Source organism: Roseibium sp. SCP15 (genome assembly GCF_040329435.1).
Lineage (GTDB): Bacteria > Pseudomonadota > Alphaproteobacteria > Rhizobiales > Stappiaceae > Roseibium.
Window position 1 is genome coordinate 48,660 of the sequence record NZ_JBDZYI010000003.1, and the last position, 25,148, is coordinate 73,807.

A 25,148-nucleotide genomic window follows, 5' to 3' on the forward strand; every position below is an offset into this window, starting at 1 on the left:
TGGAACGTACCAACCTGCTTTGCCAAACTTGAGGCAATTCAAACCTCATGGAGGCAAACATGGACAAGACCCTGCGGGGCGCGGCAGAAATGACCGCCGCAATGACTATTCTCGGCACCATCGGACTTTTTGTAATTCTGTCCGGTCAGGGAGCGATCGACGTTGTCTTCTGGCGCTGTGCATTCGGAGCACTGGCGCTGCTCATTATCTGCGCATCACAAGGTCTCCTGAGACGCCAACTCACATTGAAAAAGCTCAGCCTTGCAGCCCTCGGAGGTATTGCGATCGTGGTGAACTGGGCAATGCTTTTCAGTGCCTATTCGGAAGCATCTATTGGCGTCGCAACGGCTGTCTACAACACCCAGCCATTCATCCTCGTGGGGTTCGGCGCGCTCTTTCTTGGTGAACGTATCACAATGGGAAAACTGGGCTGGCTTGCAGTCGCGTTTGTGGGTGTCCTGCTGATTATCCAGGCGAAACCGCAAAGCGCCGATTACGCGAACGCGAATTATGCAGTCGGCATCGGTCTTGCCCTGGCCGCAGCATTCTTCTGGGCGGTTGCAGCACTGCTGACCAAGAAGCTGACAGGCACGCCTCCCCAGCTCATTGCCCTCATTCAGGTCTGCGTCGGCATTTTGATGCTCGCCCCGTTTGTCAGCTGGAATGCGTTGCCATCAGGGCCGACCGCGTGGGGTGCTCTTTTCACCCTGGGTGTCGTGCATACCGGGATCATGTATATCCTCATGTATGGCGCGGTTCAGAAGCTGCCGACATATCTTCAGGGAGCGTTCTCGTTCATCTACCCGGTCGTTGCCATCTTCGTGGACTATGCGGCTTTTGGACATCAGCTGCAGGCTCTCCAGCTCTTTGGAGCAGCTGCCATCATTTTGGCGGCGATGGGCATGACCTTCGGCTGGCGCTTGATCAGTGTGAAGTCAACCGCCTCTGCGTCACGCTAAATCAGAGCCCCTTCAGACCTCTCTATTCCTGGCCCAATCGGGCCAGGAATCCGGCTCACAACCTAGTCGAGCCTATGCTCCTTTGAAATGTGACGGCCGGTCCAACGGCCGTAGCGCCAGGGAAGATACCATCGCGCACTTTCCGGAAGTTCTTCCGGAATCGGATCGAAACCGGAAGCCCCCCATGGATTGCATCTCAAGATACGCGCCAATCCGATCCAGCCACCTGCCCAGAACCCGAACTGACGGATCGACTGCTCGGTATAATCGGAACATGTTGGCGCATACCGGCAGCCCCGCCCCATGATCAGGGACAGGGAATGCCTGTAGATCCAGATGAGACCGATCGCCCCTCGCCCCAGTATCGAAACGGGTTTGCCGGACGTGGTCTCCTGTTTTGGCTTGGAACACATGAGTGCGAGGAAAAGAAATCGCGCTGCAGACTAGGCAGCAGCGCCGTCTTCCTTCTGTTTGGCCTCGATCTGGCCGAGCGCATCGACAACCGCATCGAAGGTCAGCATCGTGGAGGCGTGCCGGGCTTTGTACTCTCGCACGGGTTCCAGGAATTTGAGATCCACGAATCTCCCCGCGGGCGGCTCGCCACCTTCTTTCAGCATGGCACGCATGCTTCTTTGGACATCACGAAGCTCCTCGAAACTGGCGCCGACCACGTTCTGCGCCATGATCGAAGAGGAAGCCTGTCCCAACGCACAGGCTTTCACGTCATGCGCGAAGTCGGTCACCACACCGTCCTTCACACAAATGTCAACGAGAACAGTTGAACCGCAAAGCTTGGAATGCGCCTTTGCCGTTGCGTCAGGTTGCTCAAGACGGCCGATTCGAGGAATGTTTCCGGCGAATTCAAGGATCTTCGCGTTGTATATGTCGTCAAGCATTCTCGCCTCTTCGTGAAAGCCAGTGATCGTCCGCCACATTGCTGGCATGGTGCTTTCATATATATAGATCAGTTGCCACGGCAAATTCGCAAGGGGCAGAGTGGTCGCAGTTGGTATTCTTGAGTGCCGCATGTGCGCTTGAAGCCGGCTCAACCCTCTCAGAAACTGCGCGTTCGCTTTTTGTGTGGAGTATGATAAAGGTCCCCGGTCTTGGAGCCTGGACTTCATGATCTGTGCACAAACGAGCGCCGTATGACGAGTGACAAGGGTAAATTTGCGAGGATCCCGATGGACGCTGTCCTCAAGCCGGTTGAAAAAAGATTCGAAAGAAAGACGCCGGACCAATTGCATCGGCCAAGCCGCGAAGAAGTGGAAGCTGCCGTACGCACCATTCTCGCCTGGACCGGCGACGACCCCGACCGCGAAGGTCTGGTGGAAACCCCAAAGCGCGTCGTCAAAGCGCTGAGCCAGCTTTACAGCGGCTATTTTGAAGACCCGGCCGAACATCTGGAACGGATGTTCGAGGACGTCGGTGGCTACAAGGATATTGTTCTGGTCACCGGTATACCGTTCCATTCCCACTGCGAACACCACATGCTGCCGTTCATCGGCGAAGCGCATATTGCCTATTACCCGGCAGAAGGTGTCGTCGGTCTCTCCAAGCTCGCACGCGTCGTGGACATCTATGCCAAGCGCTTGCAGACACAGGAAAACTTGACGGCGCAGATCGCTTCAGTCATTGACGACAGTCTCGCACCGCGTGGTCTGGCGGTGATGCTGGAAGCCGAACACCAGTGCATGACAATGCGGGGTGTTCAAAAACCGGGCGTCTCCACGATCACCACTCAATTCACTGGCGTTTTCCAGGACGATCCGGCCGAACAGGCCAAATTCATGTCACTGGTTCGCGGCAAGGGTCTTTGACAACGGGCCCTTGCGTCCAATTTCCCGAGGCAAGGGCTTTTCCATGTGCAGCTCCGAGATTTCCGGCCGTGGCGACAAGAACACGGTTGAGAACGGCGACTTTCTTATGCCGAAGTTTGATCAGGACGGACTGATTGCAGCCGTCGTGACCGAAGTGACTTCCGGCGAAGTGCTCATGGTCGGATACATGAACGAAGAAGCCCTGAAACGCACGATCGACACCGGTGAAGCCTGGTACTGGAGCCGTTCGCGCAAGAGTTTCTGGAAAAAGGGTGAGACTTCGGGTCAGGTTCAAACCGTTCATGAGATCCTGACTGACTGCGATCAGGACGCCCTTGTTCTTAAGGTTTCGGTTGCCGGTAATGGCGCGACCTGCCACGTCGGCTATCGCTCATGCTTCTACCGCAAGGTGGTGAAACCGGAGACCGGTGCCGTTCGCCTGGAACGCGTTGAAGCCGACAAGGTCTATGACCCCGCGGACGTTTACGGGAAAAAGTGAGGCGGGCTTTTCGCTTCGGAGAAAATCAACAACGATTTTCCATGGGAACCCTTGGCAATTATCAAGGGTTCCAAAGGGTTGTTAGCCACCTTTACGTGTTTATACTTATTTTAGTCCCTTCTCCCTTTCGCCTAAAGTCGAATTAGGCGCAATGAAATATAACATTTCTCAGTGCCTCAAATATCCGTCCGCATGCTGAGGGAGAGGTCATGACGGAAAACGGTGCACAGACCAAGCGGGACGAGCGTATCGCGTTTATCCTGCTAGCAGTGGTATTGGCCCCAGCTTTATCAGTCGCAATAGTCGGTGGGTACGGGTTCATCGTCTGGATGTCCCAGATCGTGCTTGGACCGCCTGCTGGCTGATATCATGTCTGCAGATCCAAAATTCTCGGCAAGCCGCAGGTCGTTTCTGAGACTGCGCAGCCAACCGAAAGTCGAAGTCGTCAGACCACCGTGGACTGACGAAGCCTCGGTGATGGCGGATTGCACGAGTTGCAATGCGTGCATCGATGCCTGTCCGGAAGCAATCCTGAAACCTGATGCAGATGGCCGGCCAATGGTGGCTTTCGACGGACGTGAATGCACGTTCTGTCAGAAGTGCGCCGCATCGTGCGAGGCGCACGTATTTGATCTCACACGCGAAGAACCCTGGCCTCTCAAGGCCGAAATCCAGCAGGGCTGCCTGCAGGATCAGGGCATCAGTTGCCAGCTTTGCCGCGATAGCTGTCCGCAATCCGCAATTCGCGTCGATCTGACCAAGCGGCCATTCGGCCGTTTGAAGATTGACACCGATCTTTGTAACGGCTGCGGCGCTTGCCTGAGCACTTGCCCGCAAAACGTGCTTGCGCTGAAAGACGCCAGGCTCGAACCGGAGGCAGCATGAGCGAAACCGTCCACATAGCGAGCCTTCTTGTGCAGGCATTGCCCGACCAGCAAGGCTCGATCGAGGCTGGAATTCAGGAACTGGCAGGAGCGGAAGTCGCTCATGGTGATGGTCAGGGCCGCCTGATCGTCACCGTGGAAACGTCAAGCGAAGCCAACATCGTTCAAACCCTGACCGATATCCAATTACTCCCGGGCGTAGTGAGCGCCTCTCTTGTCTATCACCAGACAGACAGTGGACATGAATCAGCAGAGGCTGACATCTAAGGAGACTCCTTATGAGTGGAATTAACAGACGTGATGTCATCAAGGCGCAGGCTGTCGCCGCGGCCGCTGCTGCGGCAGGCATGTCGGTTCCTGCCCAGGCACAAAACCTTATCACTGAAGCAGATTTGACAGACCTGAAATGGTCAAAAGCACCCTGCCGTTTCTGCGGCACAGGTTGCTCGATCATGGTCGCGACCAAGGCTGGCCGCGTCGTCGCGACCCACGGTGATGCCGAGGCGGAAGTCAACCGCGGCCTCAACTGCGTCAAAGGCTACTTCCTGTCCAAAATCATGTACGGCCAGGATCGCCTGACGACCCCGTTGCTGCGCAAGACGGACGGCAAATACGACAAGAATGGTGAGTTCACCCCGGTCAGCTGGGACGAGGCCCTCGACATCATGGCCGAGAAGTGGAAAGCCACGCTGAAAGAAAAAGGTCCGAAGGCCATCGGCATGTTCGGCTCGGGCCAGTGGACCGTCTGGGAAGGCTATGCCGCGTCCAAACTGATGAAAGCCGGTTTCCGGTCCAACAATATTGATCCAAATGCCCGTCACTGCATGGCTTCCGCCGTGGTCGGCTTCATCCGTGCCTTCGGCATCGATGAGCCAATGGGCTGCTACGACGACTTTGAAAACGCCGATGCCTTCGTGCTGTGGGGCTCCAACATGTCGGAGATGCATCCGATCTTGTGGACCCGCGTAACCGATCGCCGGCTCAGCCATCCTCATGTGAAAGTGGCCGTGCTTTCAACATTCGAGCACCGTAGTTTTGATCTGGCCGATATTCCGGCGGTCTTCACACCGCAGTCCGATCTCATCATTGCCAACTACATCGCCAATCACATCATCCAGTCGGGTGCGGTGAACGAAGAATTCGTGAAGAAACACGTCAATCTTCGCAAGGGCGTACAGGATATCGGCTACGGCCTGCGACCGGATCATCCGCTCGAAGAAGCTGCGGCCAATCCTGGCGATGGCGGCTCGGAACCGATGACGCTTGAAGAGTTTGCCGAGTTTGTAAAACCCTACACGCTCGAGTTCGCCTCCGTTGAATCCGGTGTTCCTGCCGAACAGCTCGAAAAGATAGCGCAGCTTTATTCCGACCCGGACACCAAGGTGATGACACTTTGGACCATGGGCGTGAATCAGCACACCCGCGGTGTGTGGATGAACAACCTGATCTACAATCTCCACCTGCTGACGGGCAAGATTGCGCAGCCGGGCAACTCCCCCTTCTCGCTGACCGGACAGCCGTCAGCATGCGGCACGGCCCGCGAGGTCGGCACTTTCGCTCACAGGCTTCCGGCGGACCTGCTCGTGGCCAACCCGGAACACAGGGCCTTTGCCGAAAAGATCTGGAAGCTGCCTGAAGGAACTGTCCCGGAATGGATCGGCGCTCATGCCGTTCTGCAAAACCGGAAACTGAAGGACGGCGAGATCAACTGCTACTGGGTGCAGGTGAACAACAACATGCAGGCCGCTCCGAACATGATGGAGGAAGGCCTGCCCGGTTATCGCAACCCGGAAAACTTCATCGTCGTGTCGGACGCCTACCCGACCGTGACGGCGGAAGCCGCAGATCTCATTCTGCCGACCGCCATGTGGGTGGAAAAAGAAGGTGCATACGGCAACGCGGAACGCCGGACCCAGTTCTGGCATCAGCTCGTCGATGCTCCGGAAGGCGCCAAGTCCGACCTTTGGCAGCTTGTCGAATTCTCAAAGAGATTTACGACAGACGAAGCCTGGCCTGCAGAAATCCTGGATGCCAATCCGGAGTTCAAAGGCAAGACGCTCTACGATGTCCTCTTTGCCAATGGTCAGGTGGATGCGTTCCCCAACAGTGAGCTCGACGAGAGCTATGCCAATGACGAGGCTGAGGATTTCGGCTTCTACATCCAGAAGGGTCTGTTTGAGGAATATGCTGAGTTTGGTCGTGGTCACGGACACGACCTTGCCGACTTCGACACCTATCACAAGGTTCGCGGTCTGCGCTGGCCGGTGGTCGACGGGATCGAGACCCGCTGGCGCTACAACGGCGAATACGACCCGTACGTCACGGACGGGGCCGAATTCGAGTTCTATGGCAAGCCTGACGGCAAGGCCATCGCCTTTGCCCTTCCCTATGAACCACCGGCGGAAAGTCCGGACGGTGAATATCCGTTCTGGCTGACGACAGGCCGTGTCCTCGAGCATTGGCACTCAGGGTCCATGACTCAGCGGGTACCGGAACTCTACAGGGCCGTTCCGGACGCTCTTTGCTACATCCACCCGGACGACGCAGAAGCACTTGGAGTGCGCCGTGGCTCGGAGGTCCGGGTGATATCTCGCCGTGGTGAAATCATCACTCGTGTGGAAACCAGAGGTCGAAACAAACCGCCACAGGGTTTGGTTTTCGTGCCGTGGTTCGATGCCCGACAGCTGATCAACAAGGTTACGCTCGATGCAACCGATCCGCTTTCGAAGCAGACCGACTTCAAGAAATGCGCTGTACGCATCGAAGCTGTGTGAGGTGAACCATGAAACGCATCGCAATGAGCCTGTTTGCCGTCGCCAGCCTGTTGGCCGCAGCAGCATTCGCGCAGGAAAATGTCTCAACCCTGAGACCAACGACACCTTTGGCCGAGAATGGGCCGGCGGCGCCCATGCCGAAGGTAGAGAACACCGACATCCGGCAAGTTCGGAACTATCCGGAGCAACCGCCGCTGATCCCGCACAAGATCGACAACTATCAGGTGGACAAAAACTCCAATAAATGCTTGACCTGCCATTCACGCGCTGCAATCGGCGACAGTCAGGCGCCCATGGTTTCGATCACGCACTTCATGAACCGGGACAATCAGTTCCTGGCCTCGGTCACCCCGCGCAGATACTTCTGCAATCAGTGTCATGTGGTGCAGACAGACGCAAAGCCGTTGGTGGAAAATGACTTTGTCGATGTCGACACGGTGCTTGAATATGTGAAGTCGAAAGAGGAGGCCAACTGATGTGGGCCTTCGTCAAGCGGCTGTGGGGCACGATCCGCAGGCCGAGCGTTCACTACAGCCTTGGGGGGCTGACGCTCGGCGGTTTCATCATGGGTGTCCTGTTCTGGGGCGCGTTCAACACGGCCATGGAACTCACGAATACGGAAACCTTCTGCACCGGCTGTCATGAAATGCGGGACAACGTGTTCGCTGAGCTGAAGACCACCATCCACTACACAAATCGCTCGGGTGTCCGGGCGATCTGTTCCGATTGCCACGTCCCCCATGACTGGACAGACAAGATTGCCCGGAAGATGCAGGCATCCAAGGAAGTCTGGGGAAAGATCTTCGGCACCATCAGCACACGGGAGAAGTTTCTGGAGAAACGGCTTGAACTGGCACAACACGAGTGGGCACGGCTGAAAGCCAACAATTCCCTGGAATGCCGCAACTGTCATTCTTCCGATTCAATGGACATAACCCGTCAAAGCGCGCGCGCCGCGGAAGCGCATGAGCGTTTCCTCTTTACGGGTGAAAAAACCTGCATCGATTGTCACAAGGGTATTGCCCACCAGTTACCTGACATGTCGCAACAGTCTGCATGGACAGGACATGGCGGTGCGAGCAGTCTTGAAAATGCCACTGCGTATTTGAAGCAGAAGCAAAGCGAGACCAACTGACCCTCTCGAACGATACTCAGAAGAAAAGCTGGCGAAACGCCAGCTTTTTTGTTCTGATCGAGATGAAGCCGTCAAAGCAGGAAATTACGGGACCGGGATCAAGCGCGCAGTATCAAACCGTAAACGTGCAAAGCTGAGGTCTTGCCTGTACGAAGGTCGCGTCATCCGTTCCAAGACCGGCTTGGCGGCTAGAGTCACCGAACAGACTGGCTGGCCGGGTGGCCAGCCATATTTTCAGGTCATCGAGATATAGCTGCGCATCTGCTCGGCTTCGAGCTCAACCTGCGCAATTTTGAACTTCACCACATCGCCGATCGAAATCACGCCAGCAAGCTTGCCATCCTTGACGACAGGCATATGACGGAAACGGCCCTGGGTCATTCGAGCCATAACTTCGTTGACACTGTTTTCCTCTGCACAGGTCACAACCTCCTTGGTCATGACGCTCGACACAGGCAGAGAAAGTGCGGACGCGCCCTGTGTTCCAACAACACGGACGATATCACGCTCGGAAACAATCCCTTGAATGGAATTGTCACCTGCGCACACAACCACCGCACCTATCTTGTTTTTCGCCAGAGTTTCAGCGATCTCGCTAAGCAGCGCGTCGCTTTTGGCAGTAATCGTTTCGTGGCCTTTCCCACTCAAGATTGCGGCAACGGTCATCTAGGAGCACCTCCATGGCATCAATCAGCCCGTCCTTCACGGGATAACCGCATCATGGCAAAAAAATCAGTGCGCGCAAACCTTTGACGCATACCCTCAAAAGGGTATCGACTAAAGTCGGCGCCGAGGCACCGGGTCGAAAATCGGAAACAGGGCAAGACCGGCAATGAAGCCGCCGATATGTGCCTGCCACGCGACACTGGCCGGTTGCCCGGCAACCGGACCGCTCATCAATCCAAAGAACAGGTTGAGTCCGAACCAGACGGCAACGAACACAAGGACCTGTTGATTGCGGAAGCATTCAGAGAGCGGTTGCGCGGGCACGAAATAGGCACCTCGATCAGTGCGCCTTATTGCGCCCAGAGGTCCCCCCAGTTCGAAAATGAAACGGATTGCCCCTGCCATTTGACCTGAGACAGCAGCCGAAGCTCCGATCATCGGAACGGCTTCTCCCCAGTGTGTTGCAAGATGAGCGAACGCGCCACCGACTGAACAAAGCGCAGAAAACACCAGAAAGCGCCCTGCACCATATCTGCGTGCCAGCGCGCTGCCGAAAATGGCCATCCACAGGAGATTGAATATGATGTGCATGGCACCGCCATGCAGCAGGCTGTAGGAGATGAACCCCCATAGGCTGGAAGCAAGATCAATCGCGTTCAGACTGGAAAAGGCCGCATATTTGGCCGGCCAGAAAGCAAACAGAAAGATGATCAGGTTGTCCCATCCGACGGGAAGAATGAACGCCCTAAGCAGGTGAACGGCAATCATCGCCCCGCCCAGCCAGACAATCACATTCGGAAGGTTGAACACCGGAGGCTGGGAAGGACGCGGCGGTTCCTGGCGTTTCTTTGCTTCTTCGCGCCGTGCGCGTTCGTCGTCGAATTGATAAACGTTCATGGAACCTCAGCCTTTCAGCTACCCTTCTAAGCAAGATCTGAGACAAAACAAGGCCTGGCACGTGTCGCCATGTGTCTTGGTGTCACTATGGTGATCCAGCAATTACCGTTTAACTGAAAGCAGCAGGTTAAAAAACACAAAGCGCCAGCCATCTTTTTGATGACCAGCGCCTTGCGGTGCCCCCCTTTAACTCGGTCGCGTCCCCACACGCCCGGAAAAGGACAATCGTTCACAACAGACCGGCGCTTGTTATCCTCACCGGAACAGCTCTTTGAGGCTGTTCTGGCCGGCCCGCAGCCTGGCCTGACACAACAGGTCCTCCCACCCGCCATATTCGTGAACAGATCTTAAAGTTGCCAGCAACATCGCCGCCAAACAAGCACAACACAAAATTAACCTTAATCACCTCGCTCGCAAAAATTCCCATCCGATGCAACGACTTGGCACGCCTCCTGCTTTGTTCAGGTCAAACGAATACAGGAAGGAAACCACGTCCCGTTTTGAAACAGGCCCTGTCTTGAGACGAAACACCGGACGTGAAGTGGCAAAGAGGCAAGTTCAGATGAAACACGGCGTGACGCAAACTCTTTATTCTTATTGGGACAACCTGCGCGGCGCCCGCCCTGCCCCGAATCGCAGTGAAGTGGATCCCAGTGAAATTCGCGGCCTTCTCGGTGACACCTTCATTCTGGAGACAAACGGGCCTCAGGACGTCCGCTATCGTCTCGCAGGAACACGGCTATGCTCAGCCCATTGCCGTGAACTGAAGGGACGAAAGTTCCTTCGCGGCTGGAACACGAAAGACAAGGAAGCGCTGGAAAGCCTCATTGCTGCAATCACCGAAGATGCGGCGGCTGCCGTCATTGGCGTAAACGGCCACACAGAGCGCGGCCAGATCCTGCAGATGGAAATGTTACTGGTGCCATTGAATGTTCCAGGTGAAGGCAGAATTCGTGTCCTTGGCAGCTGCACACCAATGGAGAAGCCATACTGGATCGGTCTGCATCCCATTTTGAACCAGTCAATCAGCAGCCTCAGACTGGTCTGGCCTGACGAGCGTCCGTTCTTCATGGACGACAACGCTTCGACCATAAACCCGGTCCTGCCGCGCTTCACGGCCGAGGGAATGGCCATGCCGACACCTCCCCTTCCGCAGGGCGCTGAACGTAAAGTCGGACACCTTACGGTTTACTCTGGCGGAAAGTCCTGACAGGACCGTCAGCACCGGTCCATATTGAGACACACGCTGAAATTCAGATAAGCAACGACCGGGTCGAATACGCCCGGTCGTTTCAGTTTTGCGGCCGTGAAACCGGGCTTTTGGGGTTTCGGCGTGTTTCGCGCAAAATTTATGCATGCAACGCCTAGACCTGAGCCTTGTGTTCGGTACATTCTTACACATCGTTAACCCCAGCTGCCTAAAGTGGTGGAAAGACGTCTAGAGATTCGCTTCTCGGCCAGGGGAAAGTGTGAATCCACACGGTTTGGATAGAGCAGGCATGAGCGCCGGATTGGCAACAGCACCAGAGGGAAGCAAATCGCTTCAAGTCACTGATCGCCGTCGGCATCAACGGGTTCAGGTCAATATTCTGGGCCGATTTATGCTCGAGGACCGTCAGGAATATCCTTGTCAGGTTATCGACATGTCACCAGGCGGAATGGCCATGATCACGCCAGTTTCCGGGCGGGTAGGTGAACGTGTTGTCGCCTACCTTGATCATCTGAGCCGCGTCGAAGGCAGGATCTCACGCCTAATTGATGGTGGTTTTGCTGTTGAACTGCGAAACACCGCCCGCAAGCGCGACAAGATCGCGAACGTTCTGACCTGGCTCGCCAACCGCGACGAGTTGAACCTGCCAGAAGACCGCAGGCACGACCGTTTCGTACCGAAGAATCCAATGACAAAGGTCGTTCTGCCGGACGGTTCTGAACACGTTTGCCGGATCATAGATGTCTCACTGTCCGGCGCAGCTATTGCCACTGACATTCTGCCGGAAATGGGTGACAGGATCACGCTTGGCAAGATGGTGGCACGTGTTGTTCGCCGGATCGAAGGTGGCATTGCGGTTGAATTTGCTGCGGTCCAAAGCCGCGAACTGCTCGAGCAACATATTTCGTCTGCCGACACGGCCTGACAGCCCTCCACATCACCTCTCTGATTTAAGTGATCGCTCACTGCGTGAGAACGGATTCTTGCATCCACGGTTCTCTTGAAGCGGGCCTGCCCAATCGGGGCATGCATTTTCTTGCACAAAAACGCATTTTTTTTCGGGCTACGATCACTCCAAACAGCCTGCAGATGCTCTCCCCTTGTGAACGTTTCCAGGACATCTCCTTTTCATATCACCTCAACCTCATTTTCGATTTTACTTCATAAAATCAGTTAGTTATGTGAAATCCATCAAATTTTACGAAAATTCAGACACAGTTTGACTTAAATGAACATCAAACAAAAATCGAATTAAGACTGAATTTTACTTAAGTATTATTATAGTTCTACTTCAGAGATTTTCTTGAAGTAAAAAGCATTCAGCCATCGTTGCGTCAGCCTTGGGGAGGGCGTTACGATGAATTTACTTAAGTCAACTCTGTTTGCATCCACTTTTGCATTAAGCGCCATTGCCGGCGCCATCACTGCACAGGCCGAGCCTGGCCGCTTCATGGATATGAAGACCGTGGTCAAGGCACCGATAGGCTATCAGCAGTTTTGCAAGGACAATGCCGGAGCGTGTCCGCAATCGAGCTACGACCCTGTAGTCGTGCGCCTGAATGAAGCTCTTTGGGAGCAACTCATTGCCATCAATCAGGAAGTCAACAGCCGTGTACGGCCGATGACCGATGAAGACCTGTTCGGCAAAGTGGAACATTGGTCCTACCCGGTCAACGGATATGGAGACTGCGAGGAGTATGTTCTTGAGAAGCAGCGTATCCTGCTGAAAGCGGGGTGGCCTCAAAGTGCCTTGCTGATCACTGTCGCAAAGGACGTTCAGAATTCCGGTCACGCAGTCCTGACCGTTCGCACGGATCATGGCGACATGATTCTCGACAATCAGATCGAGGCAGTGCTGCCCTGGTACTCGACCCCTTATCGGTACATCAAACGCCAGTCGGCCCGCTCCGCGGCGAAGTGGACAGGCATTTCCGACACGCGCGTAACGACGGTGAGTAGCGTCTCAAGATAAGGCTCAACGAGCCAACACAGGATTGGGATCGCCCCCATCTGGGGCAACAGGACGATCCGGTCGCGTCCCCACCCTCCCCATCCCTACCACGACCGGATCCAAGGAACCGGCTGCGCCCCCGCAAGCCGGTTCCTGTCTTTTCGGTCGTGCAGACAAGATCAGATTTCGCGCAATCCCGGTTTGAAGCGCCGCCAGTTGCGAACATAGCCTTCGGCGGACTTGCGAATGTCCTCGGTCGCTTGTTCGGGAAGCGTGCGAACCACTTTGCCGGGAACTCCGACCACGAGGGAGTTGTCCGGAATTTCCTTGCCTTCGGCAATCAGCGCGTTTGCCCCAATGATGCAGTTTGATCCGATCACCGCACCATTCAGTATCGTTGCCCCCATTCCAACAAGGGTGTTGTCCTTGATGGTGCAGCCATGAAGAATTGCATTGTGACCGACTGTGCAATCAGCACCAATCGTCAGCGGATATCCCATATCTGTATGGAAAACGCAGCCGTCCTGAACATTTGAGCGTGCCCCGACGTTGATGGGTTCATTGTCTCCGCGAAGCGTTGCCCCGAACCAGACACTGGCATCTTCTTGCAAATGAATATCGCCGATCAGGACTGCGGTCGGTGCCACCCAATAGTTTCCGCTGTCCGGAAAGACAGGCTCTCGTTCATCAAGACTGTAGATAGGCATGTGACCTCAGTGAAATCCTGCGACAACCAATGCAACATTCATGACCAGCAGCCCGGAACACATGCTCCACATGCCAGCAATCGTGGAAGACGCAACCAGCCAGCCAAGCGGCCTGTTTTCAATTCGCCGACCGCGTATCGCATTTCTCATGATGATGAAAGGACCCGCGAACAGGCACATGAAAATCCCGGCAAGGAACACCAGAATGTTTTCGCCCGCGAAATTGAAACGCGGCGGTTCTTTGGTGATGAGCTGATAAAGGCTCCCCAGCACCCCCGCAGCAACAAAGCCGGCGCACGCTATATATCCAACGAGAAGAAGATCAAACAGCACGCCCATTAACCCCTTGTTAACCTTTCAGCGAAGAAAGTGATTAAGAATTAGTAAAGGGTCAAGTGCAAAGACTGTGCCGGAAAGGCAAATGGGCAGAAACCCTCAAATATGGCTTAAATGGTGGGGCTTTGACACATGTCGGATCGGAACATTTGTTCCGTTTCAGCACAAAGTGTCTCAGATCAGTGCACGTCCGATTTCGGGGGGCGTGTCGTGACGCCGCTTTCGTTGCCGGATCCCATCGGGACCAAACCACGCCATTTCACCTATCTGGCGCTGGCAATGTGCGTTCTGGCTACCGCCTTCATTGCCGAACGTGCCAGCTATTGGTCCCGCTACTGGATGTCGGGACCGGATGTGGAATTCGGCAAGAGGCAAGTGTCGGTGAATGTCGGCAAAACCCAATTGCACTTGCCACTCGAGTTGATCGCAACACCTCGTCAGCGACACAGGTCCCTTTCCTCTGACACCGTTTTCAAGACTTTGCGCCTCTCTATGGTATGGCCTGCTCTTTCGGCGTCCCAGGGGCTCTACAGCGGCTTTGGAGACAAGCTTGGTACCGGGCAGACAATTCTGATCGAACTGGAAAGCAATCAAGGCCGTGAAAGCCTACGGGCCCGTCTCGATCCATTTTACCGGCGCCTGGCACGAGGTGGAGAAATTCGCGGTCCGGGCGGGCTGAGAATTCTGACGTTGTCCGCAAAAGGATCGGCCACAAGCGACCTGATCGTTTACGACCCCTCGGAACGAAACGGCTTTATTGCCCGCTGCACGAGAAAGTCAGGCAGTGGCAACGCAATCTGCCACCGTGCCATTGCCTTGGCTTCAGGTCTCGAACTGAGATACCGCTTTGATCAGAGCCTGTTGGCGGATTGGCAGGAACTGGATCGCTCCATTGTGCAGAAGATCTCCGGTTTCCGCACCAGCTGAATTGGAATGCCATCCTGAAAGCAATTCGGGCGGCCCCTCGCGGAACCGCCCGATGCTGATTTCAACCTTCGTCGAGTGGCTCAGACTTCGTCCAGATCGATTTCGAGAATCGCCATCTGGAAGTTCCAGCTCAGATCTTCGTCTTCGTCGTCACGGAAAATAACGCCGATGAACTCTTCCCCGATATAGACTTCGGCGGAGTCGTCCTTACGCGGGCGTGCCCGGACCTGAATGCTCGACAGCTCAAATTTCGAACGCAGGTAGGCTTCAATCTTACGGATTTCATCGGGGTTCACGGCGCTCTCCTTATCAATTGCCGTCAGCATTTTTCTAGCGCGGAAACTACAAGACCAAAGGCAAATGCCAAAGCCTTTCGATAAGCTTTCCCCGTCTTCCTCTTGTCAAATTGACGATCCGGCCTCTTCGCCGAGCAGCTGGTTCATGCTGCGGGCAGGTTCTGCGCACCCTGCCTTGCCCACGATCTTGGCCGGAACACCGGCAACGGTGGTGTTTTCCGGAACATCCGCCAGGACGACCGAGCCCGCCGCAATACGCGAGCAATGACCGATCTCCAGGTTCCCGAGTATCTTGGCGCCAGCCCCCACCAGGACACCGTGCCGGATCTTCGGATGACGATCGCCGTCTTCCTTGCCTGTCCCGCCAAGAGTGACACCCTGCAGGATCGAGACATCATCCTCGATCACGGCTGTACCACCGACAACGATGCCTGTTCCGTGGTCGATAAAGATGCCGCGCCCGACCGGAACCGCCGGATGAATGTCGATCTGAAAAACTTCCGACGCCCTGCTTTGAAGGTAGAGCGCAAAGTCTCTACGCCCCTTGCGCCACAGCCAATTGGCGAGGCGATGGGTTTGCAGGCCATGGAAACCCTTGAAATAGAGAACGGGTTCCAGATAGCGGAAGCAAGCCGGGTCACGATCAAAAACGGCAACGATATCAACGCGGAAGATCTTGGCGAGTTCCGGCTCATCCGCCAGAGCTTCCAGGTAGGTCTGGCGGATCAGCGAGGCAGATACGACGTCGCGGCCCAACCGATCCCCAAGCCGGTGCAGCACGGCTTCTTCAAGGCTGTCGTGATTCAGGACCGTTTCATAGACAAATGAGGACAAAGCCGGCTCGGCGGCAACCATCGCCTGCGCCTCTTCCCTCAATTGCTGCCAGACCGGATCATGGGTCGGAACTTGTTTTAAGCCGGACTTTGTGATCGGTGCCGACATGGCCTGTCTCCTTTTCAAGCCGTCATGTACGAGCCCTTAAAATAGGACTGTCGTCTGATATTCCAAAATCAAACTTCCTGATATCAGATATGAACCCTCGTTATGAACCGCAAAACGAGCGGAGCACCTTCTGATATTTCCAGCGGCTTGTTAGTCCAATTAGCCTGAGATGTGGAGTGATTATGACAGATCCCGATGCAGTTTTTTCAGAAACTGACAATCCGCAGCTGATTTTAGGGGGCCAGGTCGCAGAACTTGTGCTGAACGCGCCGACACGCAAAAACGCCCTTCCCCTCGCGGCCTGGGAACGCATTCCGACGTTGGTTCAACAGATTGAAACTCATTCATCTGCACGTGTTTGCATCGTCAGGGGAGCCGGTGGACAGAATTTCTGTGCAGGTGCCGACATTTCCGAATTCGAAGCCGTTCGCTCCAATCCCGTGTCAGCCAAACGCTATGACGATATCAATGTGGCGGCTTTCAAGGCATTGCGGTTGCTGAGCATACCCGTAATCGCGGCGATTCATGGCCCTTGCCTCGGTGGCGGTCTTGGCATCGCATTGGCTTGCGACATTCGCCTCGCCACACGCTCCGCATTCTTCGGAATTCCTGCCGCGAAACTCGGTCTGGCCTATCCACCGGAAGCGCTCGGGGATCTGCTTGCAGCTGTTCCCCCCGCAGACGCCAAGCAGCTCCTTTTCACTGGTGAAAGATTTTCCGCCGAACGCGCACTTCAGATGGGCCTGGTCAATGAAGTCCTGGACGAAGACAAGCTGGAAAGCCGAATTGAGAACCTGTGCAGCTCAATTTGCGCCAACGCTCCTCTATCGCTCAAGGCCGCAAAGCATGCCGTGAACCAGCTTTCGCATTCATCCGACACTAACCTTGGCACTGCCCTCAGGGACGCACAGACTTGCATCGACAGTGAAGATTACCGGGAAGGATACCGGGCGTTTCTTGAAAAGCGACACCCTGTATTCAAAGGTCGTTGAAGTTTCGCAGGCTGAGACGCACTCAACTGTGGGCGGGCAGCGCTGCCGGAATCACTTTCTAAATCTCTCCCGACAAGGCATTGAATGAAGAGAGTATCTCCGCTTCAGGCAACCTCTGCATTCGATGTCAGATCGACCAGAAACTCTTCAACTGCCGATGCGAAGACATCATTTTTGTCACCTGCCACCATGTGACCTGCATCGCGAATATCCGTAAATTTCGCGTGCGGAACCCTTTGCTGAAACTCTTTCACGTGCTCCATGGAAACGAGTTCGGAATTCTGTCCACGGATCAGAAGAACCGGCAAGGAGAGATTTCCAGCCGCAGCCAACATGTTTTCCTGCACTTCGGCGGCCAAACGGGGATCGTTCTTTTGCTTTGCTTTCAGGAAAGCGGGATCCCAGTGCCAACGGTAACGACCGTCATCGTGCAGACGAAGATTCTTGGAGAGACCTGACAAGTCCGCAGGTCTGACACGGTTCGGAAGGTATCTGGCAATGGCCTCGGCGGCCTCTTCCACATTTTCAAAACCGTCTTCGACTCGATCTCCCATGAACCCGAGGATCTTTGCGACACCACCCATGTCGATCCGAGGAGTGATATCCACCAGGACCAGCGCTGCCAGGCCGCCCGGATTTTCCTGGCCTTCCGCCAGCATTCCCGCAAAGCCTCCAAGCGAGGCCCCGACAACGACGGGTTTTGATCTATGGAGGGCATGAACCTGACGCGTAACGGCAACCAGGTCCTTGGCAAAATCGGGAAAGGTGTATTTTCCGGACGGGACCCAACTGCTTTCGCCATGTCCACGCTGGTCCACTGAGTAAACCGGGTGACCGAGGCTTGCGATACGCTGAGCTGCGGCATCCCAGGAGTGGCGTGTCTGACCGCCACCATGCAACATGATCACGGGCTGCTCGCCGGCGCCATAGCGATCCGCGATCAGGCTGTTGGCTTCCACTCCCTGAAATTCAACTCGTTTCGGGCCCATAAATCCTCCCATGCCTGCCCTTGTCCGTTGGAGTGCCTCTCCGGACACCCTCATCGATTTCTCGCTGAAGCCTAGGCCTCAACGTTGTTCAAAAACGCCAGAACACCCTGCTTGTGCACCTTGTCGCCGACGGCCACCATGTGATCGCGTCCAGGAATATCCAGGACATCGGCATGCGGCATCAGGGCCGCCAGTTTTTTCGGCGAGCCGGCGATGTCATCCTTGGTTCCGACAGCAACCAGAACCGGACGCTCGATGCGCGAGACATCCTCTTCACTGATCTTCTGTCTTGAAGAGCGCATGCAAGCAGCCAGGGCTCGCCGGTCGGAACCTGTCTGTTCCGCAAACGCCCTGAAGGCCCGGCCCGTCCGGTCTGCAACATCCTGAATGCGATCTGTTTCCAGCGCGGAGGCGATCGGCTCGGGATCGCCGACACCGGCAACCATGCCATAGCCGAGACCGCTGAAGATTGCGCGCTTCACCCGATTTGGGTGATTTAAGGTCAGAAACGCCGAGATCCTCGCCCCCATCGAATATCCCATCACATCAGTGCGCTCGATCTCCAGATGGTCCAGAAGACGCCTTGCATCTTCAGCCATGATCGGTGCGCCATAGGCAGCAGGGTCATAGAATTTCTGACTTTCGCCATGTCCCCGGTTGTCGATTGCGATGACGCGCCGGCCATCCTCGACAAGAAGCTTTACCCAGCCGGGATATTCCCAATTCACCTGCTTGTTGGATGCAAATCCGTGAATGAGCAGGATCGGATCTCCTTGCCCTTCGTCCAGATAAGCAATCCGAACTCCATCAAACTCAAACTGAGGCATATACCAAACTAACCTTTACGTAAACGGAAAATCACCTTGTGACCTACAGTAAAATCATTGGCCGTCATTGGCAAAGATGAAATGTCGGTCGCGGGCCGATTCCAGGGGTTTTCCTGCGTGCGGCGGTGGATCGCATCTCAACGCCTCTACCCTTTCTCTTCACAAATGGATATGGTCGCGAAAATTTGCTATCGGAGCCTGACTTGGGCATGACAGTACCCAAGCGATCGTAAGGCTCTTTTGAAATTCAGAGGAACGAGACAATGGCGGATCAGGTTGTCCCGCATTTTCAGAACTCAAGTGGACACGATTCCATTGCAATCGGCGCGCGCGAATTCATGTGCATCGGTGCCAAGCCGCCTTTTGATCACCCGCATATCTTTCTCGACATGGGCAGTGAAAACGAAGTTGTCTGCCCATACTGCTCCACACTCTACAAGTACGACACGACGCTGGAAGCAAAAGAGTCATCTCCGGCCGACTGCAGCTGGACGCCCGCTGCGGCCTAGGTCACAAGCTGCTCATGAGCGAAAATGGTGAAAGCCCTCACCCGGTCGTAATCGCAGGTGCTGGAATTGGTGGCCTTACTGCCGCCTTGGCTTTGCATCGACAGGGGCATGAAATTGTCCTGTTCGACAAGGTCAGCCAACTTTCAGAAGTTGGTGCTGGCCTGCAACTTTCACCCAATGCATGTGCCGTGCTCAAGGACCTGGGCGTACTCGACGCTCTGCAACCTTTCGCTTATGCCCCTGAAAGACTGCGCATCTGGTCCGGCGTTTCCGGCGAGCAGATTTCTCACGTCGCACTTGGCTCCTTCATCAAGCAGCGCCACGGCAATCCGTTTTGGGTCATACACCGTGCAGATCTGCAGCGCGTCCTGCTGGAACAGGTTCAGGCAACACCCGGAATATCGGTTCGCCTGGGGACTGAAGTGCTGGACCTGATCTCCACGCCTTATGACAGCATGGTTTGCAACTTCCAGGACGACGATGGTGTCGGAAAGTTGAACTGCAAGGCCCTTATCGGGGCCGATGGTGTCTGGTCAAAAACCCGCCAGATGGTTCCGAGCCACGAAAACGCACAGTTCAGCGGTCAGGTCGCCTATCGGGCCACACTTCCCATTGACCAGGTGCCCGCCAGGTGGACCACCGATTCCGGACTTTGGCTTCACCGTAACTCGCATCTTGTTCATTATCCCATCCGTGGCGGACGTGAACTTAACATCGTTGCGCTGGTGGAAGAGCCCTGGAGTGATCAGACATGGTCGGCCAAAGCAGACAAGGAAACGGTTCTACATGTGTTCAAGGATTGGCCGGCAGAAATCCGTAATCTGCTTGGACTGCCGTCAAACTGGCTGAAATGGGCACTTTGTAGCGTGGATGCCTCCGGCCCCTGGGCGCACGGACACATGACCCTTCTGGGTGACGCGGCTCATGCCATGCTACCCTACATGGCTCAAGGTGCAGCCATGGCGATCGAAGATGCTGCCATCCTTGCCAAACACCTTCCCGCAGACGTTGAAAACATTCCTGCGGCTCTGAGATCATTCGAACGGCAACGCAAACCCCGCGCTTCCCGGATACAGGGTATTGCGCGCAGGAATGCTCGGGTATTCCATTTCTCTGGAGCACCGGCATTCGCCCGCGACACGGTTTTGCGCTTTTCAAAACCGGAGAAACTGGCAGCCCGTTTCGACGACATTTATGGTTGGTCTCCCGAACTGTAATCCGGCTTTCGCTTGAGCTCGGCAAAAAGCTGGGATAAAGCCAATCTCCATCCAAGTGTCAGGGAGTGTGAATATGACCGGTCAGAAGGCAGATGAGATAGTTACCGCTGCATTCCTGGTCATTGGCGACGAAATTCTGTCAGGGCGGACGAAGGACAAGAATATCGGCTTTGTAGCCGACTATCTGACGTCTCTTGGTATCGACCTGAAGGAAGTCAGAATCGTCCCTGACGAACAGGCGGAAATCGTAGGCGCGGTCAACGACCTGCGCGCGAAATACGATTACGTGTTCACCTCCGGCGGTATCGGGCCGACGCACGACGATATCACCGCGGAAAGCATTGCGGCGGCATTTGGCGTGCCGCTCAATCTTGATCCGCGCGCCGTCGCAATCATGGAAAAGCACTATGCTGCGGGCCAGTTCACACCCGCGCGTCAACGCATGGCACGCATTCCGGAAGGCGCCGACCTGATCCTGAACAAGGTTTCAAAAGCACCGGGGTTCAAGATTGGCAATGTGCATGTCATGGCGGGCATTCCGTCGATCATGCAGGCTATGATGGATGCCATCGCGCCAACGCTTGCCACCGGCAAGAAAATGCTTTCGGAAACCGTTGCCGCCGACATGCCTGAAAGCCGGATCGCGGAGCGGCTGGCCGCCATCCAGGACGCTCACCCGCAAACACTGATCGGATCCTATCCACAGGCTTCCGAAGGAAAATTTACAACACAGATCGTTATCCGCTCACGGGACGAGGCCATCTTGAAAGCCGCAGCACGCGACGTGGCTGAGGCCGTTGCCGAGATCTCGGGATAATCTGAAGGACAAATCATGGAAAACCCAGCTCAAGACAAAGCGTTCCCGGTTTCGTGGGACATGTTTCACAGAGATTCCCGTGCCCTTGCCTGGCGGCTGTCGAGCGAAGGGGAATGGAAGGCCATCGTCTGCATTACCCGTGGCGGTCTCGTTCCTGCAGGCATCGTCGCTCGCGAACTCGGCATCCGGACAATTGAAACCGTCTGTATCGCCTCCTATCACGACTATGACAACCAGGGTCAGCTGCAGGTCATCAAGCCAATCGATCCGAAGGTGGTCGACCTGGAAGACGGTGAAGGCAGCGGCGTTCTGGTGATCGACGATCTCGTCGACACCGGCAAAACCCTGAAAGTCGTCCGCGAGATGTTGCCGAAGGCACATTATGCAACGGTTTATGCAAAGCCTGTCGGTGTCCCGATGGTCGATACCTTCATCACCGAAGTTTCTCAGGACACCTGGATCTATTTCCCTTGGGACATGGGCTGGCAGTTCCAGCCGCCGCTTTCCAAAGACACCGCCGGCTAAGGCAAAACTGCAACACCAGCAGCAAACTGTTGCGAGGTTCACCGCAAGGTGAAGGTGTTGCCACGTTTCCGCCGGAAATTTCCTGATAAGGCGTTGCGAGGCCGGTCGAACCATGGGTTTTCGACCGGCTATTTGCATGTACCGCTGCATGACAGAATGCACGGGCGGGCATGACGACAACAAAAGATCTTTAACGGGAATTGGAATGCTGAACCGACGTCTGTTTCTTGCCTCCGCCGCCGCAGCCCTGACTGCAGCGTGCGCCTCCGGCAACCGCACTGGACAATTGCCTGCGACAGGCGCCCAAACGGCGCAGGGCGCCTACATCGCACCGGAGTACCTTCAAATGTACCGTGCGATGCCGGAAGAACGGTTTCCCATTCCCGCCGTCGATCTGACCAAGATTGACCCGGTCTACTACCGTCAACTTGTTGACTATTATTCTCCCGAACCCGCCGGCACCATCATCGTCGACACGCCCAACCGGTTTCTTTACCTGACGATGGAAAACGGCAAGGCCATGCGCTACGGCGTCGGCATCGGGCGTGCCGGGTTCGATTGGGGCGGAAGAGCACGAATTGCCTACAAGCGCCCCTGGCCCACCTGGACACCGCCGGCAGACATGATTGCGCGCGAACCGGAGCTCGTCGAGTTCAAGAACGGCATGGCGCCTGGACTTGAAAATCCTCTGGGAGCACGCGCGCTTTACATTTTTGAAGGTGGCAAGGACACGCTCTACCGCGTGCACGGAACGTCCGAAACATGGTCCATCGGAAAGGCGGTTTCATCCGGCTGCGTAAGATTGCTGCAACAGGACGTCATCGATCTTTACAACAGGGTTCCGGACGGAACGCCGATCGTGGTGCGGCAGGCCTGATCTGGGGAGCCCGTCAGATTACGATCTCGACGGGCTTCACCGCATCTATGCCGTCAAGGCGGACATCGCAACCAATCGCAAACACTTCAACGCCCGCTTCGCGCGCAGACTTGAAAGCCTCGGCGTAATTGGGATCAATATCTCCGGCCAGGTTGAGACGTTGACAATCAGGGCGTTGAACCAGAAACACCATTGCGGCGCGGTGGCCCTCCGCAACCATATCCGCCAGCTCAGCAAGATGTTTCGCGCCGCGCGCGGTAACACTGTCCGGAAACTCGGCAAGTCCCGGCTGGCGCATCAGATGCACATTCTTGACTTCAACATAGGTCCTTGCGCCATCGTCACCTTCCAAAAGGATATCGATACGGGAGTTCTTGCCGTACTTCACTTCACGCCGAAGCGATTGATATCCTGAAAGCTCCTCGATCCGACCTGCTTCCAGCGCTTCCTCGACCAGCTTGTTTGGGTGGGCTGTGTTGATGCCAACCAATGCGCCGTCAGCCTCAATCACTTCCCAGGAAAACTTGAGCTTGCGCTTGGGGTTGTCCGAACGGGAAAGCCAGACCTTGGAATCCGGATCCTTCAAGCCCAGCATCGACCCGGGATTGGCACAATGCGCAGTGATTTCGCTGCCGTCCTCATCAAGTACCACGTCAGCAAGGAAACGCTTGTAGCGCTTTACGAGACGACCGCTGACGAGCGGAGCTGAAAACTTCATGTCGACGTCCTCGGGAAAAGAAAAGCCGCGGCAAAAGAAGGTTACTTGGACCAGAAGTCTGGATCGAGAAGTACGAGAACCGTAAAGAGTTCCAGACGCCCGACAAGCATCGCAAAGGACAGCAGCCACTTTGCTCCATCGGGAAGCGGCGCGAAGTGCCCGGCCGGTCCGATCACGGGGCCGAGGCCCGGGCCAACATTGCCGACAGACGTTGCTGCTGCCGAAATGGCGGTCACGAGATCCAGATCGAAGAAGGACAAGGCCACCGTGATGATGCCGACAGAGCCCATATAGACCACCAGGAACGCAAGAACCGAGAAAGACAGTTCCGGCGTCAAGCGAGTGCCTGCATATTCTTCCGATACGATCCGGTGTGGGCGAACCATGCGGCGCAGGTGAGCGCGAACGGTTCCGAAGAACACCAGGAAGCGGAATATCTTGATGCCGCCGGTGGTCGACCCGGTACACCCGCCGACAAACATCAGCAGCAAGGTGATACCGACAACGGGCGCGCCCCACTGCGAGAAATCTCCAAGCGCATATCCCGTGCCTGTCACAATGGACACGACGTTGAAGGTCGCGCGCAACAGAGCCTCGTCAAACGGGAAGCGCATGTTGATGCCGAGATAGACGGTGAGTGTCAGGGACACCAGAACCAGAAATCCCAGCAGCGCCCTCACCTGCGGATCCCGCCAGAGCTGAAGCGGATGTCCCCGCAGAGCCTGGATGATCAGTACAAACGGCAGCGCGCCGATCACCATGAACACGATGGCAACCCAGGCGGAAGCCGGATTGGTGAAGTAGCCGAACGACTGATCGTGCGTCGAATATCCGCCGGTCGCGATTGTTGTCAGGGCGTGGTTGAACGCGTCAAACAGTTCCATGCCAGTCGCAAGGTAAGCTGCAATGCACAACACGGTCAGAAACAGGTAGGCAAGTCCCAGAAGTCTGATCAGTTCAACTGACCGACTGACGATTTTTTCCGACCGGTCGGAGTTCTCACTCTGGAAAAGCTGCATACCGCCGATCCGCAGAAACGGCAGCAGAACGATCGCCATAACGATGATGCCGACACCGCCCATCCATTGCAGCATGGATCTCCAGACGAGCAACCCGGGAGGCAAGCCGTCAATGCCCGTCAGGATGGTCGATCCGGTGGTTGTGAAACCGGAGACAGCCTCAAAGACGGCATCTGCATAGCCAACGCCCAGCCAAAGAAACGGCAGGGCACCAAATGCAGGCAGGGTCGCCCATGCCAGCGTTGTCAAAATGAAGGTCTGCCGAGTGTCCAGCCCTTCTCGCAACGCTCCCCCGACCGCCAATGAAAGAAGCATGCCGATCATTCCGGTCAGAAGCGCCGAAAACACAAACGCCTGCCAGTCGGCATTTTTCTGCGCGACATCAACAATGGCCGGAATGAGCATGGCGGTCGCCAGACCGACATACAAAAACCCGAGAACATTCAATACTGGTCTGAGAGAAATCAAGCAGAACTCGTCCCGAACACCGTTGCAGCAGTAGTTAGATTGCCCCTTCTGGACCCAAGACCATCGTCCTAGCGCTTTTCCGCTCGTTTTCCAATGGCTTCTGAGGACGTACCCCCAGAGTAAAGCTCAAAACGGTACCCGGCGCACAGCTCGGAACATCACTTAATCAGAGAAGCCGTTAAAGCCG

31 protein-coding genes are annotated in these 25,148 nt (G+C 55.7%); 19 read left to right on the forward strand and 12 right to left on the reverse strand.

The window, feature by feature from the left end; genetic code table 11:
• Positions 1 to 59: 59 nt before the first annotated feature.
• Positions 60 to 959 (forward strand): DMT family transporter, encoded by a 900-nt coding sequence (locus tag ABLO27_RS14000; protein WP_353033565.1) that lies wholly within the window; start codon positions 60 to 62, stop codon positions 957 to 959.
• A 62-nt stretch (positions 960 to 1,021) separates the two neighbouring features.
• Here the strand turns inward: ABLO27_RS14000 and yidD are convergent, their stop codons facing one another.
• Together yidD and ABLO27_RS14010 are read right to left on the reverse strand one after the other, a co-directional pair.
• Complete coding sequence (gene yidD, locus ABLO27_RS14005) at positions 1,022 to 1,372, reverse strand: membrane protein insertion efficiency factor YidD (RefSeq protein WP_353033566.1); 351 nt, start codon at positions 1,370 to 1,372, stop codon at positions 1,022 to 1,024.
• Between the two features lie 30 nt (positions 1,373 to 1,402).
• Positions 1,403 to 1,855, reverse strand: a complete 453-nt coding sequence (locus ABLO27_RS14010) for an iron-sulfur cluster assembly scaffold protein (protein ID WP_353033567.1) — start codon at positions 1,853 to 1,855, stop codon at positions 1,403 to 1,405.
• A gap of 288 nt (positions 1,856 to 2,143) precedes the next feature.
• Between ABLO27_RS14010 and folE the strand changes: the two genes are divergently transcribed.
• The 8 genes from folE (at position 2,144) to ABLO27_RS14050 (ending at position 8,071) form a co-directional block, all read left to right on the forward strand.
• Positions 2,144 to 2,779, forward strand: a complete 636-nt coding sequence (gene folE / locus ABLO27_RS14015) for a GTP cyclohydrolase I FolE (protein ID WP_353035023.1) — start codon at positions 2,144 to 2,146, stop codon at positions 2,777 to 2,779.
• 43 nt (positions 2,780 to 2,822) lie between these two features.
• Complete coding sequence (gene hisI, locus ABLO27_RS14020) at positions 2,823 to 3,278, forward strand: phosphoribosyl-AMP cyclohydrolase (RefSeq protein WP_353033568.1); 456 nt, start codon at positions 2,823 to 2,825, stop codon at positions 3,276 to 3,278.
• Positions 3,279 to 3,487: 209 nt separating this feature from the next.
• The gene (gene napE, locus ABLO27_RS14025; protein ID WP_353033569.1) at positions 3,488 to 3,643 is read left to right on the forward strand and encodes a periplasmic nitrate reductase, NapE protein; all 156 of its coding nucleotides are present in this window, start codon (positions 3,488 to 3,490) and stop codon (positions 3,641 to 3,643) included.
• A 4-nt stretch (positions 3,644 to 3,647) separates the two neighbouring features.
• Positions 3,648 to 4,163, forward strand: coding sequence for a ferredoxin-type protein NapF (gene napF, locus ABLO27_RS14030; RefSeq protein WP_353033570.1), 516 nt, complete (start codon positions 3,648 to 3,650; stop codon positions 4,161 to 4,163).
• Positions 4,160 to 4,429, forward strand: coding sequence for a chaperone NapD (locus ABLO27_RS14035; protein WP_353033571.1), 270 nt, complete (start codon positions 4,160 to 4,162; stop codon positions 4,427 to 4,429). The genes napF and ABLO27_RS14035 overlap by 4 nt, the downstream gene beginning before the upstream one ends.
• A gap of 11 nt (positions 4,430 to 4,440) precedes the next feature.
• Positions 4,441 to 6,936 carry a nitrate reductase catalytic subunit NapA gene (gene napA, locus ABLO27_RS14040; protein WP_353033572.1) on the forward strand — a complete coding sequence of 832 codons (2,496 nt, stop codon included), beginning with the start codon at positions 4,441 to 4,443 and terminating at the stop codon, positions 6,934 to 6,936.
• An 8-nt stretch (positions 6,937 to 6,944) separates the two neighbouring features.
• Complete coding sequence (locus ABLO27_RS14045; protein WP_353033573.1) at positions 6,945 to 7,412, forward strand: nitrate reductase cytochrome c-type subunit; 468 nt, start codon at positions 6,945 to 6,947, stop codon at positions 7,410 to 7,412.
• Positions 7,412 to 8,071: a NapC/NirT family cytochrome c gene (locus ABLO27_RS14050; protein ID WP_353033574.1), complete on the forward strand. Its 660-nt coding sequence runs from the start codon at positions 7,412 to 7,414 to the stop codon at positions 8,069 to 8,071. Before ABLO27_RS14045 ends, ABLO27_RS14050 begins: the two co-directional genes overlap by 1 nt.
• A 234-nt stretch (positions 8,072 to 8,305) precedes the next feature.
• Here ABLO27_RS14050 and ABLO27_RS14055 read toward each other — a convergent pair whose 3' ends face one another.
• Both ABLO27_RS14055 and ABLO27_RS14060 read right to left on the reverse strand, forming a co-directional pair.
• On the reverse strand, positions 8,306 to 8,737 hold the full coding sequence (locus tag ABLO27_RS14055) for a CBS domain-containing protein (protein ID WP_353033575.1): 432 nt from the start codon (positions 8,735 to 8,737) through the stop codon (positions 8,306 to 8,308).
• Between the two features lie 111 nt (positions 8,738 to 8,848).
• Entirely contained in the window at positions 8,849 to 9,634 is a 786-nt protein-coding gene (locus ABLO27_RS14060) for a rhomboid family intramembrane serine protease (RefSeq protein WP_353033576.1), read from the reverse strand.
• 562 nt (positions 9,635 to 10,196) lie between these two features.
• On the opposite strand from ABLO27_RS14060, the gene ABLO27_RS14065 reads away from it, so the two are divergent.
• The 3 genes from ABLO27_RS14065 to ABLO27_RS14075 all read left to right on the forward strand — a co-directional run bounded on the left by ABLO27_RS14065 (position 10,197) and on the right by ABLO27_RS14075 (position 12,816).
• Positions 10,197 to 10,844, forward strand: coding sequence for a PAS domain-containing protein (locus tag ABLO27_RS14065; protein WP_353033577.1), 648 nt, complete (start codon positions 10,197 to 10,199; stop codon positions 10,842 to 10,844).
• 289 nt (positions 10,845 to 11,133) lie between these two features.
• A complete protein-coding gene (locus ABLO27_RS14070; RefSeq protein ID WP_353033578.1) occupies positions 11,134 to 11,769 on the forward strand; it encodes a PilZ domain-containing protein in 636 nt (211 codons plus the stop codon).
• Positions 11,770 to 12,201: 432 nt separating this feature from the next.
• On the forward strand, positions 12,202 to 12,816 hold the full coding sequence (locus tag ABLO27_RS14075) for a transglutaminase-like cysteine peptidase (RefSeq protein ID WP_353033579.1): 615 nt from the start codon (positions 12,202 to 12,204) through the stop codon (positions 12,814 to 12,816).
• A gap of 158 nt (positions 12,817 to 12,974) precedes the next feature.
• Here ABLO27_RS14075 and ABLO27_RS14080 read toward each other — a convergent pair whose 3' ends face one another.
• Both ABLO27_RS14080 and ABLO27_RS27145 read right to left on the reverse strand, forming a co-directional pair.
• A complete protein-coding gene (locus ABLO27_RS14080; protein WP_353033580.1) occupies positions 12,975 to 13,502 on the reverse strand; it encodes a gamma carbonic anhydrase family protein in 528 nt (175 codons plus the stop codon).
• Positions 13,503 to 13,508: 6 nt separating this feature from the next.
• Positions 13,509 to 13,841 (reverse strand): DUF6949 family protein, encoded by a 333-nt coding sequence (locus ABLO27_RS27145; RefSeq protein ID WP_417714790.1) that lies wholly within the window; start codon positions 13,839 to 13,841, stop codon positions 13,509 to 13,511.
• A 207-nt stretch (positions 13,842 to 14,048) separates the two neighbouring features.
• Between ABLO27_RS27145 and ABLO27_RS14090 the strand changes: the two genes are divergently transcribed.
• Positions 14,049 to 14,765: a hypothetical protein gene (locus tag ABLO27_RS14090; protein WP_353033582.1), complete on the forward strand. Its 717-nt coding sequence runs from the start codon at positions 14,049 to 14,051 to the stop codon at positions 14,763 to 14,765.
• Between the two features lie 80 nt (positions 14,766 to 14,845).
• On the opposite strand, the gene ABLO27_RS14095 is transcribed toward ABLO27_RS14090, so the two are convergent.
• Positions 14,846 to 15,061: a DUF3126 family protein gene (locus ABLO27_RS14095; protein WP_352942682.1), complete on the reverse strand. Its 216-nt coding sequence runs from the start codon at positions 15,059 to 15,061 to the stop codon at positions 14,846 to 14,848.
• A gap of 105 nt (positions 15,062 to 15,166) precedes the next feature.
• Complete coding sequence (gene cysE, locus ABLO27_RS14100) at positions 15,167 to 16,003, reverse strand: serine O-acetyltransferase (RefSeq protein WP_353033583.1); 837 nt, start codon at positions 16,001 to 16,003, stop codon at positions 15,167 to 15,169.
• A 182-nt stretch (positions 16,004 to 16,185) separates the two neighbouring features.
• Here cysE and ABLO27_RS14105 point away from each other — a divergent pair, with 182 nt between their 5' ends.
• Positions 16,186 to 16,995: an enoyl-CoA hydratase-related protein gene (locus ABLO27_RS14105; RefSeq protein WP_353033584.1), complete on the forward strand. Its 810-nt coding sequence runs from the start codon at positions 16,186 to 16,188 to the stop codon at positions 16,993 to 16,995.
• 104 nt (positions 16,996 to 17,099) lie between these two features.
• Here ABLO27_RS14105 and ABLO27_RS14110 read toward each other — a convergent pair whose 3' ends face one another.
• Positions 17,100 to 17,984 (reverse strand): alpha/beta fold hydrolase, encoded by an 885-nt coding sequence (locus tag ABLO27_RS14110; protein WP_353033585.1) that lies wholly within the window; start codon positions 17,982 to 17,984, stop codon positions 17,100 to 17,102.
• 71 nt (positions 17,985 to 18,055) lie between these two features.
• Positions 18,056 to 18,811, reverse strand: coding sequence for an alpha/beta fold hydrolase (locus ABLO27_RS14115; RefSeq protein ID WP_353033586.1), 756 nt, complete (start codon positions 18,809 to 18,811; stop codon positions 18,056 to 18,058).
• 263 nt (positions 18,812 to 19,074) lie between these two features.
• Between ABLO27_RS14115 and ABLO27_RS14120 the strand changes: the two genes are divergently transcribed.
• The 5 genes from ABLO27_RS14120 (at position 19,075) to ABLO27_RS14140 (ending at position 22,756) form a co-directional block, all read left to right on the forward strand.
• Positions 19,075 to 19,320, forward strand: coding sequence for a zinc-finger domain-containing protein (locus ABLO27_RS14120; protein WP_352942667.1), 246 nt, complete (start codon positions 19,075 to 19,077; stop codon positions 19,318 to 19,320).
• Positions 19,321 to 19,334: 14 nt separating this feature from the next.
• On the forward strand, positions 19,335 to 20,537 hold the full coding sequence (locus ABLO27_RS14125; protein WP_353033587.1) for an FAD-dependent monooxygenase: 1,203 nt from the start codon (positions 19,335 to 19,337) through the stop codon (positions 20,535 to 20,537).
• A 73-nt stretch (positions 20,538 to 20,610) separates the two neighbouring features.
• The gene (locus ABLO27_RS14130) at positions 20,611 to 21,354 is read left to right on the forward strand and encodes a competence/damage-inducible protein A (RefSeq protein ID WP_353033588.1); all 744 of its coding nucleotides are present in this window, start codon (positions 20,611 to 20,613) and stop codon (positions 21,352 to 21,354) included.
• 15 nt (positions 21,355 to 21,369) lie between these two features.
• Entirely contained in the window at positions 21,370 to 21,879 is a 510-nt protein-coding gene (gene gpt, locus ABLO27_RS14135) for a xanthine phosphoribosyltransferase (protein WP_352942658.1), read from the forward strand.
• A gap of 205 nt (positions 21,880 to 22,084) precedes the next feature.
• Positions 22,085 to 22,756: a L,D-transpeptidase gene (locus ABLO27_RS14140; RefSeq protein WP_353033589.1), complete on the forward strand. Its 672-nt coding sequence runs from the start codon at positions 22,085 to 22,087 to the stop codon at positions 22,754 to 22,756.
• Positions 22,757 to 22,769: 13 nt separating this feature from the next.
• Here the strand turns inward: ABLO27_RS14140 and sfsA are convergent, their stop codons facing one another.
• Both sfsA and ABLO27_RS14150 read right to left on the reverse strand, forming a co-directional pair.
• Positions 22,770 to 23,474 (reverse strand): DNA/RNA nuclease SfsA, encoded by a 705-nt coding sequence (gene sfsA, locus ABLO27_RS14145; RefSeq protein ID WP_353033590.1) that lies wholly within the window; start codon positions 23,472 to 23,474, stop codon positions 22,770 to 22,772.
• Between the two features lie 41 nt (positions 23,475 to 23,515).
• Positions 23,516 to 24,940: a TrkH family potassium uptake protein gene (locus tag ABLO27_RS14150; RefSeq protein ID WP_352944381.1), complete on the reverse strand. Its 1,425-nt coding sequence runs from the start codon at positions 24,938 to 24,940 to the stop codon at positions 23,516 to 23,518.
• Positions 24,941 to 25,148: the final 208 nt, after the last annotated feature.

What these genes read in the sequence shown, in the direction of transcription:
- ABLO27_RS14140 (WP_353033589.1), top strand. Translation starts at nt 22,085, where the DNA reads ATGCTGAACCGACGTCTGTTTCTTGCCTCCGCCGCCGCAGCCCTGACT.
- cysE (WP_353033583.1), bottom strand. Translation starts at nt 16,003, where the DNA reads ATGTCGGCACCGATCACAAAGTCCGGCTTAAAACAAGTTCCGACCCAT.
- folE (WP_353035023.1), top strand. Translation starts at nt 2,144, where the DNA reads ATGGACGCTGTCCTCAAGCCGGTTGAAAAAAGATTCGAAAGAAAGACG.
- ABLO27_RS14065 (WP_353033577.1), top strand. Translation starts at nt 10,197, where the DNA reads ATGAAACACGGCGTGACGCAAACTCTTTATTCTTATTGGGACAACCTG.
- ABLO27_RS14000 (WP_353033565.1), top strand. Translation starts at nt 60, where the DNA reads ATGGACAAGACCCTGCGGGGCGCGGCAGAAATGACCGCCGCAATGACT.
- gpt (WP_352942658.1), top strand. Translation starts at nt 21,370, where the DNA reads ATGGAAAACCCAGCTCAAGACAAAGCGTTCCCGGTTTCGTGGGACATG.
- ABLO27_RS14125 (WP_353033587.1), top strand. Translation starts at nt 19,335, where the DNA reads ATGAGCGAAAATGGTGAAAGCCCTCACCCGGTCGTAATCGCAGGTGCT.
- sfsA (WP_353033590.1), bottom strand. Translation starts at nt 23,474, where the DNA reads ATGAAGTTTTCAGCTCCGCTCGTCAGCGGTCGTCTCGTAAAGCGCTAC.
- ABLO27_RS14080 (WP_353033580.1), bottom strand. Translation starts at nt 13,502, where the DNA reads ATGCCTATCTACAGTCTTGATGAACGAGAGCCTGTCTTTCCGGACAGC.
- ABLO27_RS14055 (WP_353033575.1), bottom strand. Translation starts at nt 8,737, where the DNA reads ATGACCGTTGCCGCAATCTTGAGTGGGAAAGGCCACGAAACGATTACT.
- ABLO27_RS27145 (WP_417714790.1), bottom strand. Translation starts at nt 13,841, where the DNA reads ATGGGCGTGCTGTTTGATCTTCTTCTCGTTGGATATATAGCGTGCGCC.
- napE (WP_353033569.1), top strand. Translation starts at nt 3,488, where the DNA reads ATGACGGAAAACGGTGCACAGACCAAGCGGGACGAGCGTATCGCGTTT.
- ABLO27_RS14115 (WP_353033586.1), bottom strand. Translation starts at nt 18,811, where the DNA reads ATGCCTCAGTTTGAGTTTGATGGAGTTCGGATTGCTTATCTGGACGAA.
- ABLO27_RS14075 (WP_353033579.1), top strand. Translation starts at nt 12,202, where the DNA reads ATGAATTTACTTAAGTCAACTCTGTTTGCATCCACTTTTGCATTAAGC.
- ABLO27_RS14060 (WP_353033576.1), bottom strand. Translation starts at nt 9,634, where the DNA reads ATGAACGTTTATCAATTCGACGACGAACGCGCACGGCGCGAAGAAGCA.
- yidD (WP_353033566.1), bottom strand. Translation starts at nt 1,372, where the DNA reads ATGTGTTCCAAGCCAAAACAGGAGACCACGTCCGGCAAACCCGTTTCG.
- ABLO27_RS14045 (WP_353033573.1), top strand. Translation starts at nt 6,945, where the DNA reads ATGAAACGCATCGCAATGAGCCTGTTTGCCGTCGCCAGCCTGTTGGCC.
- ABLO27_RS14070 (WP_353033578.1), top strand. Translation starts at nt 11,134, where the DNA reads ATGAGCGCCGGATTGGCAACAGCACCAGAGGGAAGCAAATCGCTTCAA.
- napA (WP_353033572.1), top strand. Translation starts at nt 4,441, where the DNA reads ATGAGTGGAATTAACAGACGTGATGTCATCAAGGCGCAGGCTGTCGCC.
- ABLO27_RS14105 (WP_353033584.1), top strand. Translation starts at nt 16,186, where the DNA reads ATGACAGATCCCGATGCAGTTTTTTCAGAAACTGACAATCCGCAGCTG.
- ABLO27_RS14110 (WP_353033585.1), bottom strand. Translation starts at nt 17,984, where the DNA reads ATGGGCCCGAAACGAGTTGAATTTCAGGGAGTGGAAGCCAACAGCCTG.
- hisI (WP_353033568.1), top strand. Translation starts at nt 2,823, where the DNA reads ATGTGCAGCTCCGAGATTTCCGGCCGTGGCGACAAGAACACGGTTGAG.
- ABLO27_RS14050 (WP_353033574.1), top strand. Translation starts at nt 7,412, where the DNA reads ATGTGGGCCTTCGTCAAGCGGCTGTGGGGCACGATCCGCAGGCCGAGC.
- ABLO27_RS14035 (WP_353033571.1), top strand. Translation starts at nt 4,160, where the DNA reads ATGAGCGAAACCGTCCACATAGCGAGCCTTCTTGTGCAGGCATTGCCC.
- napF (WP_353033570.1), top strand. Translation starts at nt 3,648, where the DNA reads ATGTCTGCAGATCCAAAATTCTCGGCAAGCCGCAGGTCGTTTCTGAGA.
- ABLO27_RS14130 (WP_353033588.1), top strand. Translation starts at nt 20,611, where the DNA reads ATGACCGGTCAGAAGGCAGATGAGATAGTTACCGCTGCATTCCTGGTC.
- ABLO27_RS14010 (WP_353033567.1), bottom strand. Translation starts at nt 1,855, where the DNA reads ATGCTTGACGACATATACAACGCGAAGATCCTTGAATTCGCCGGAAAC.
- ABLO27_RS14120 (WP_352942667.1), top strand. Translation starts at nt 19,075, where the DNA reads ATGGCGGATCAGGTTGTCCCGCATTTTCAGAACTCAAGTGGACACGAT.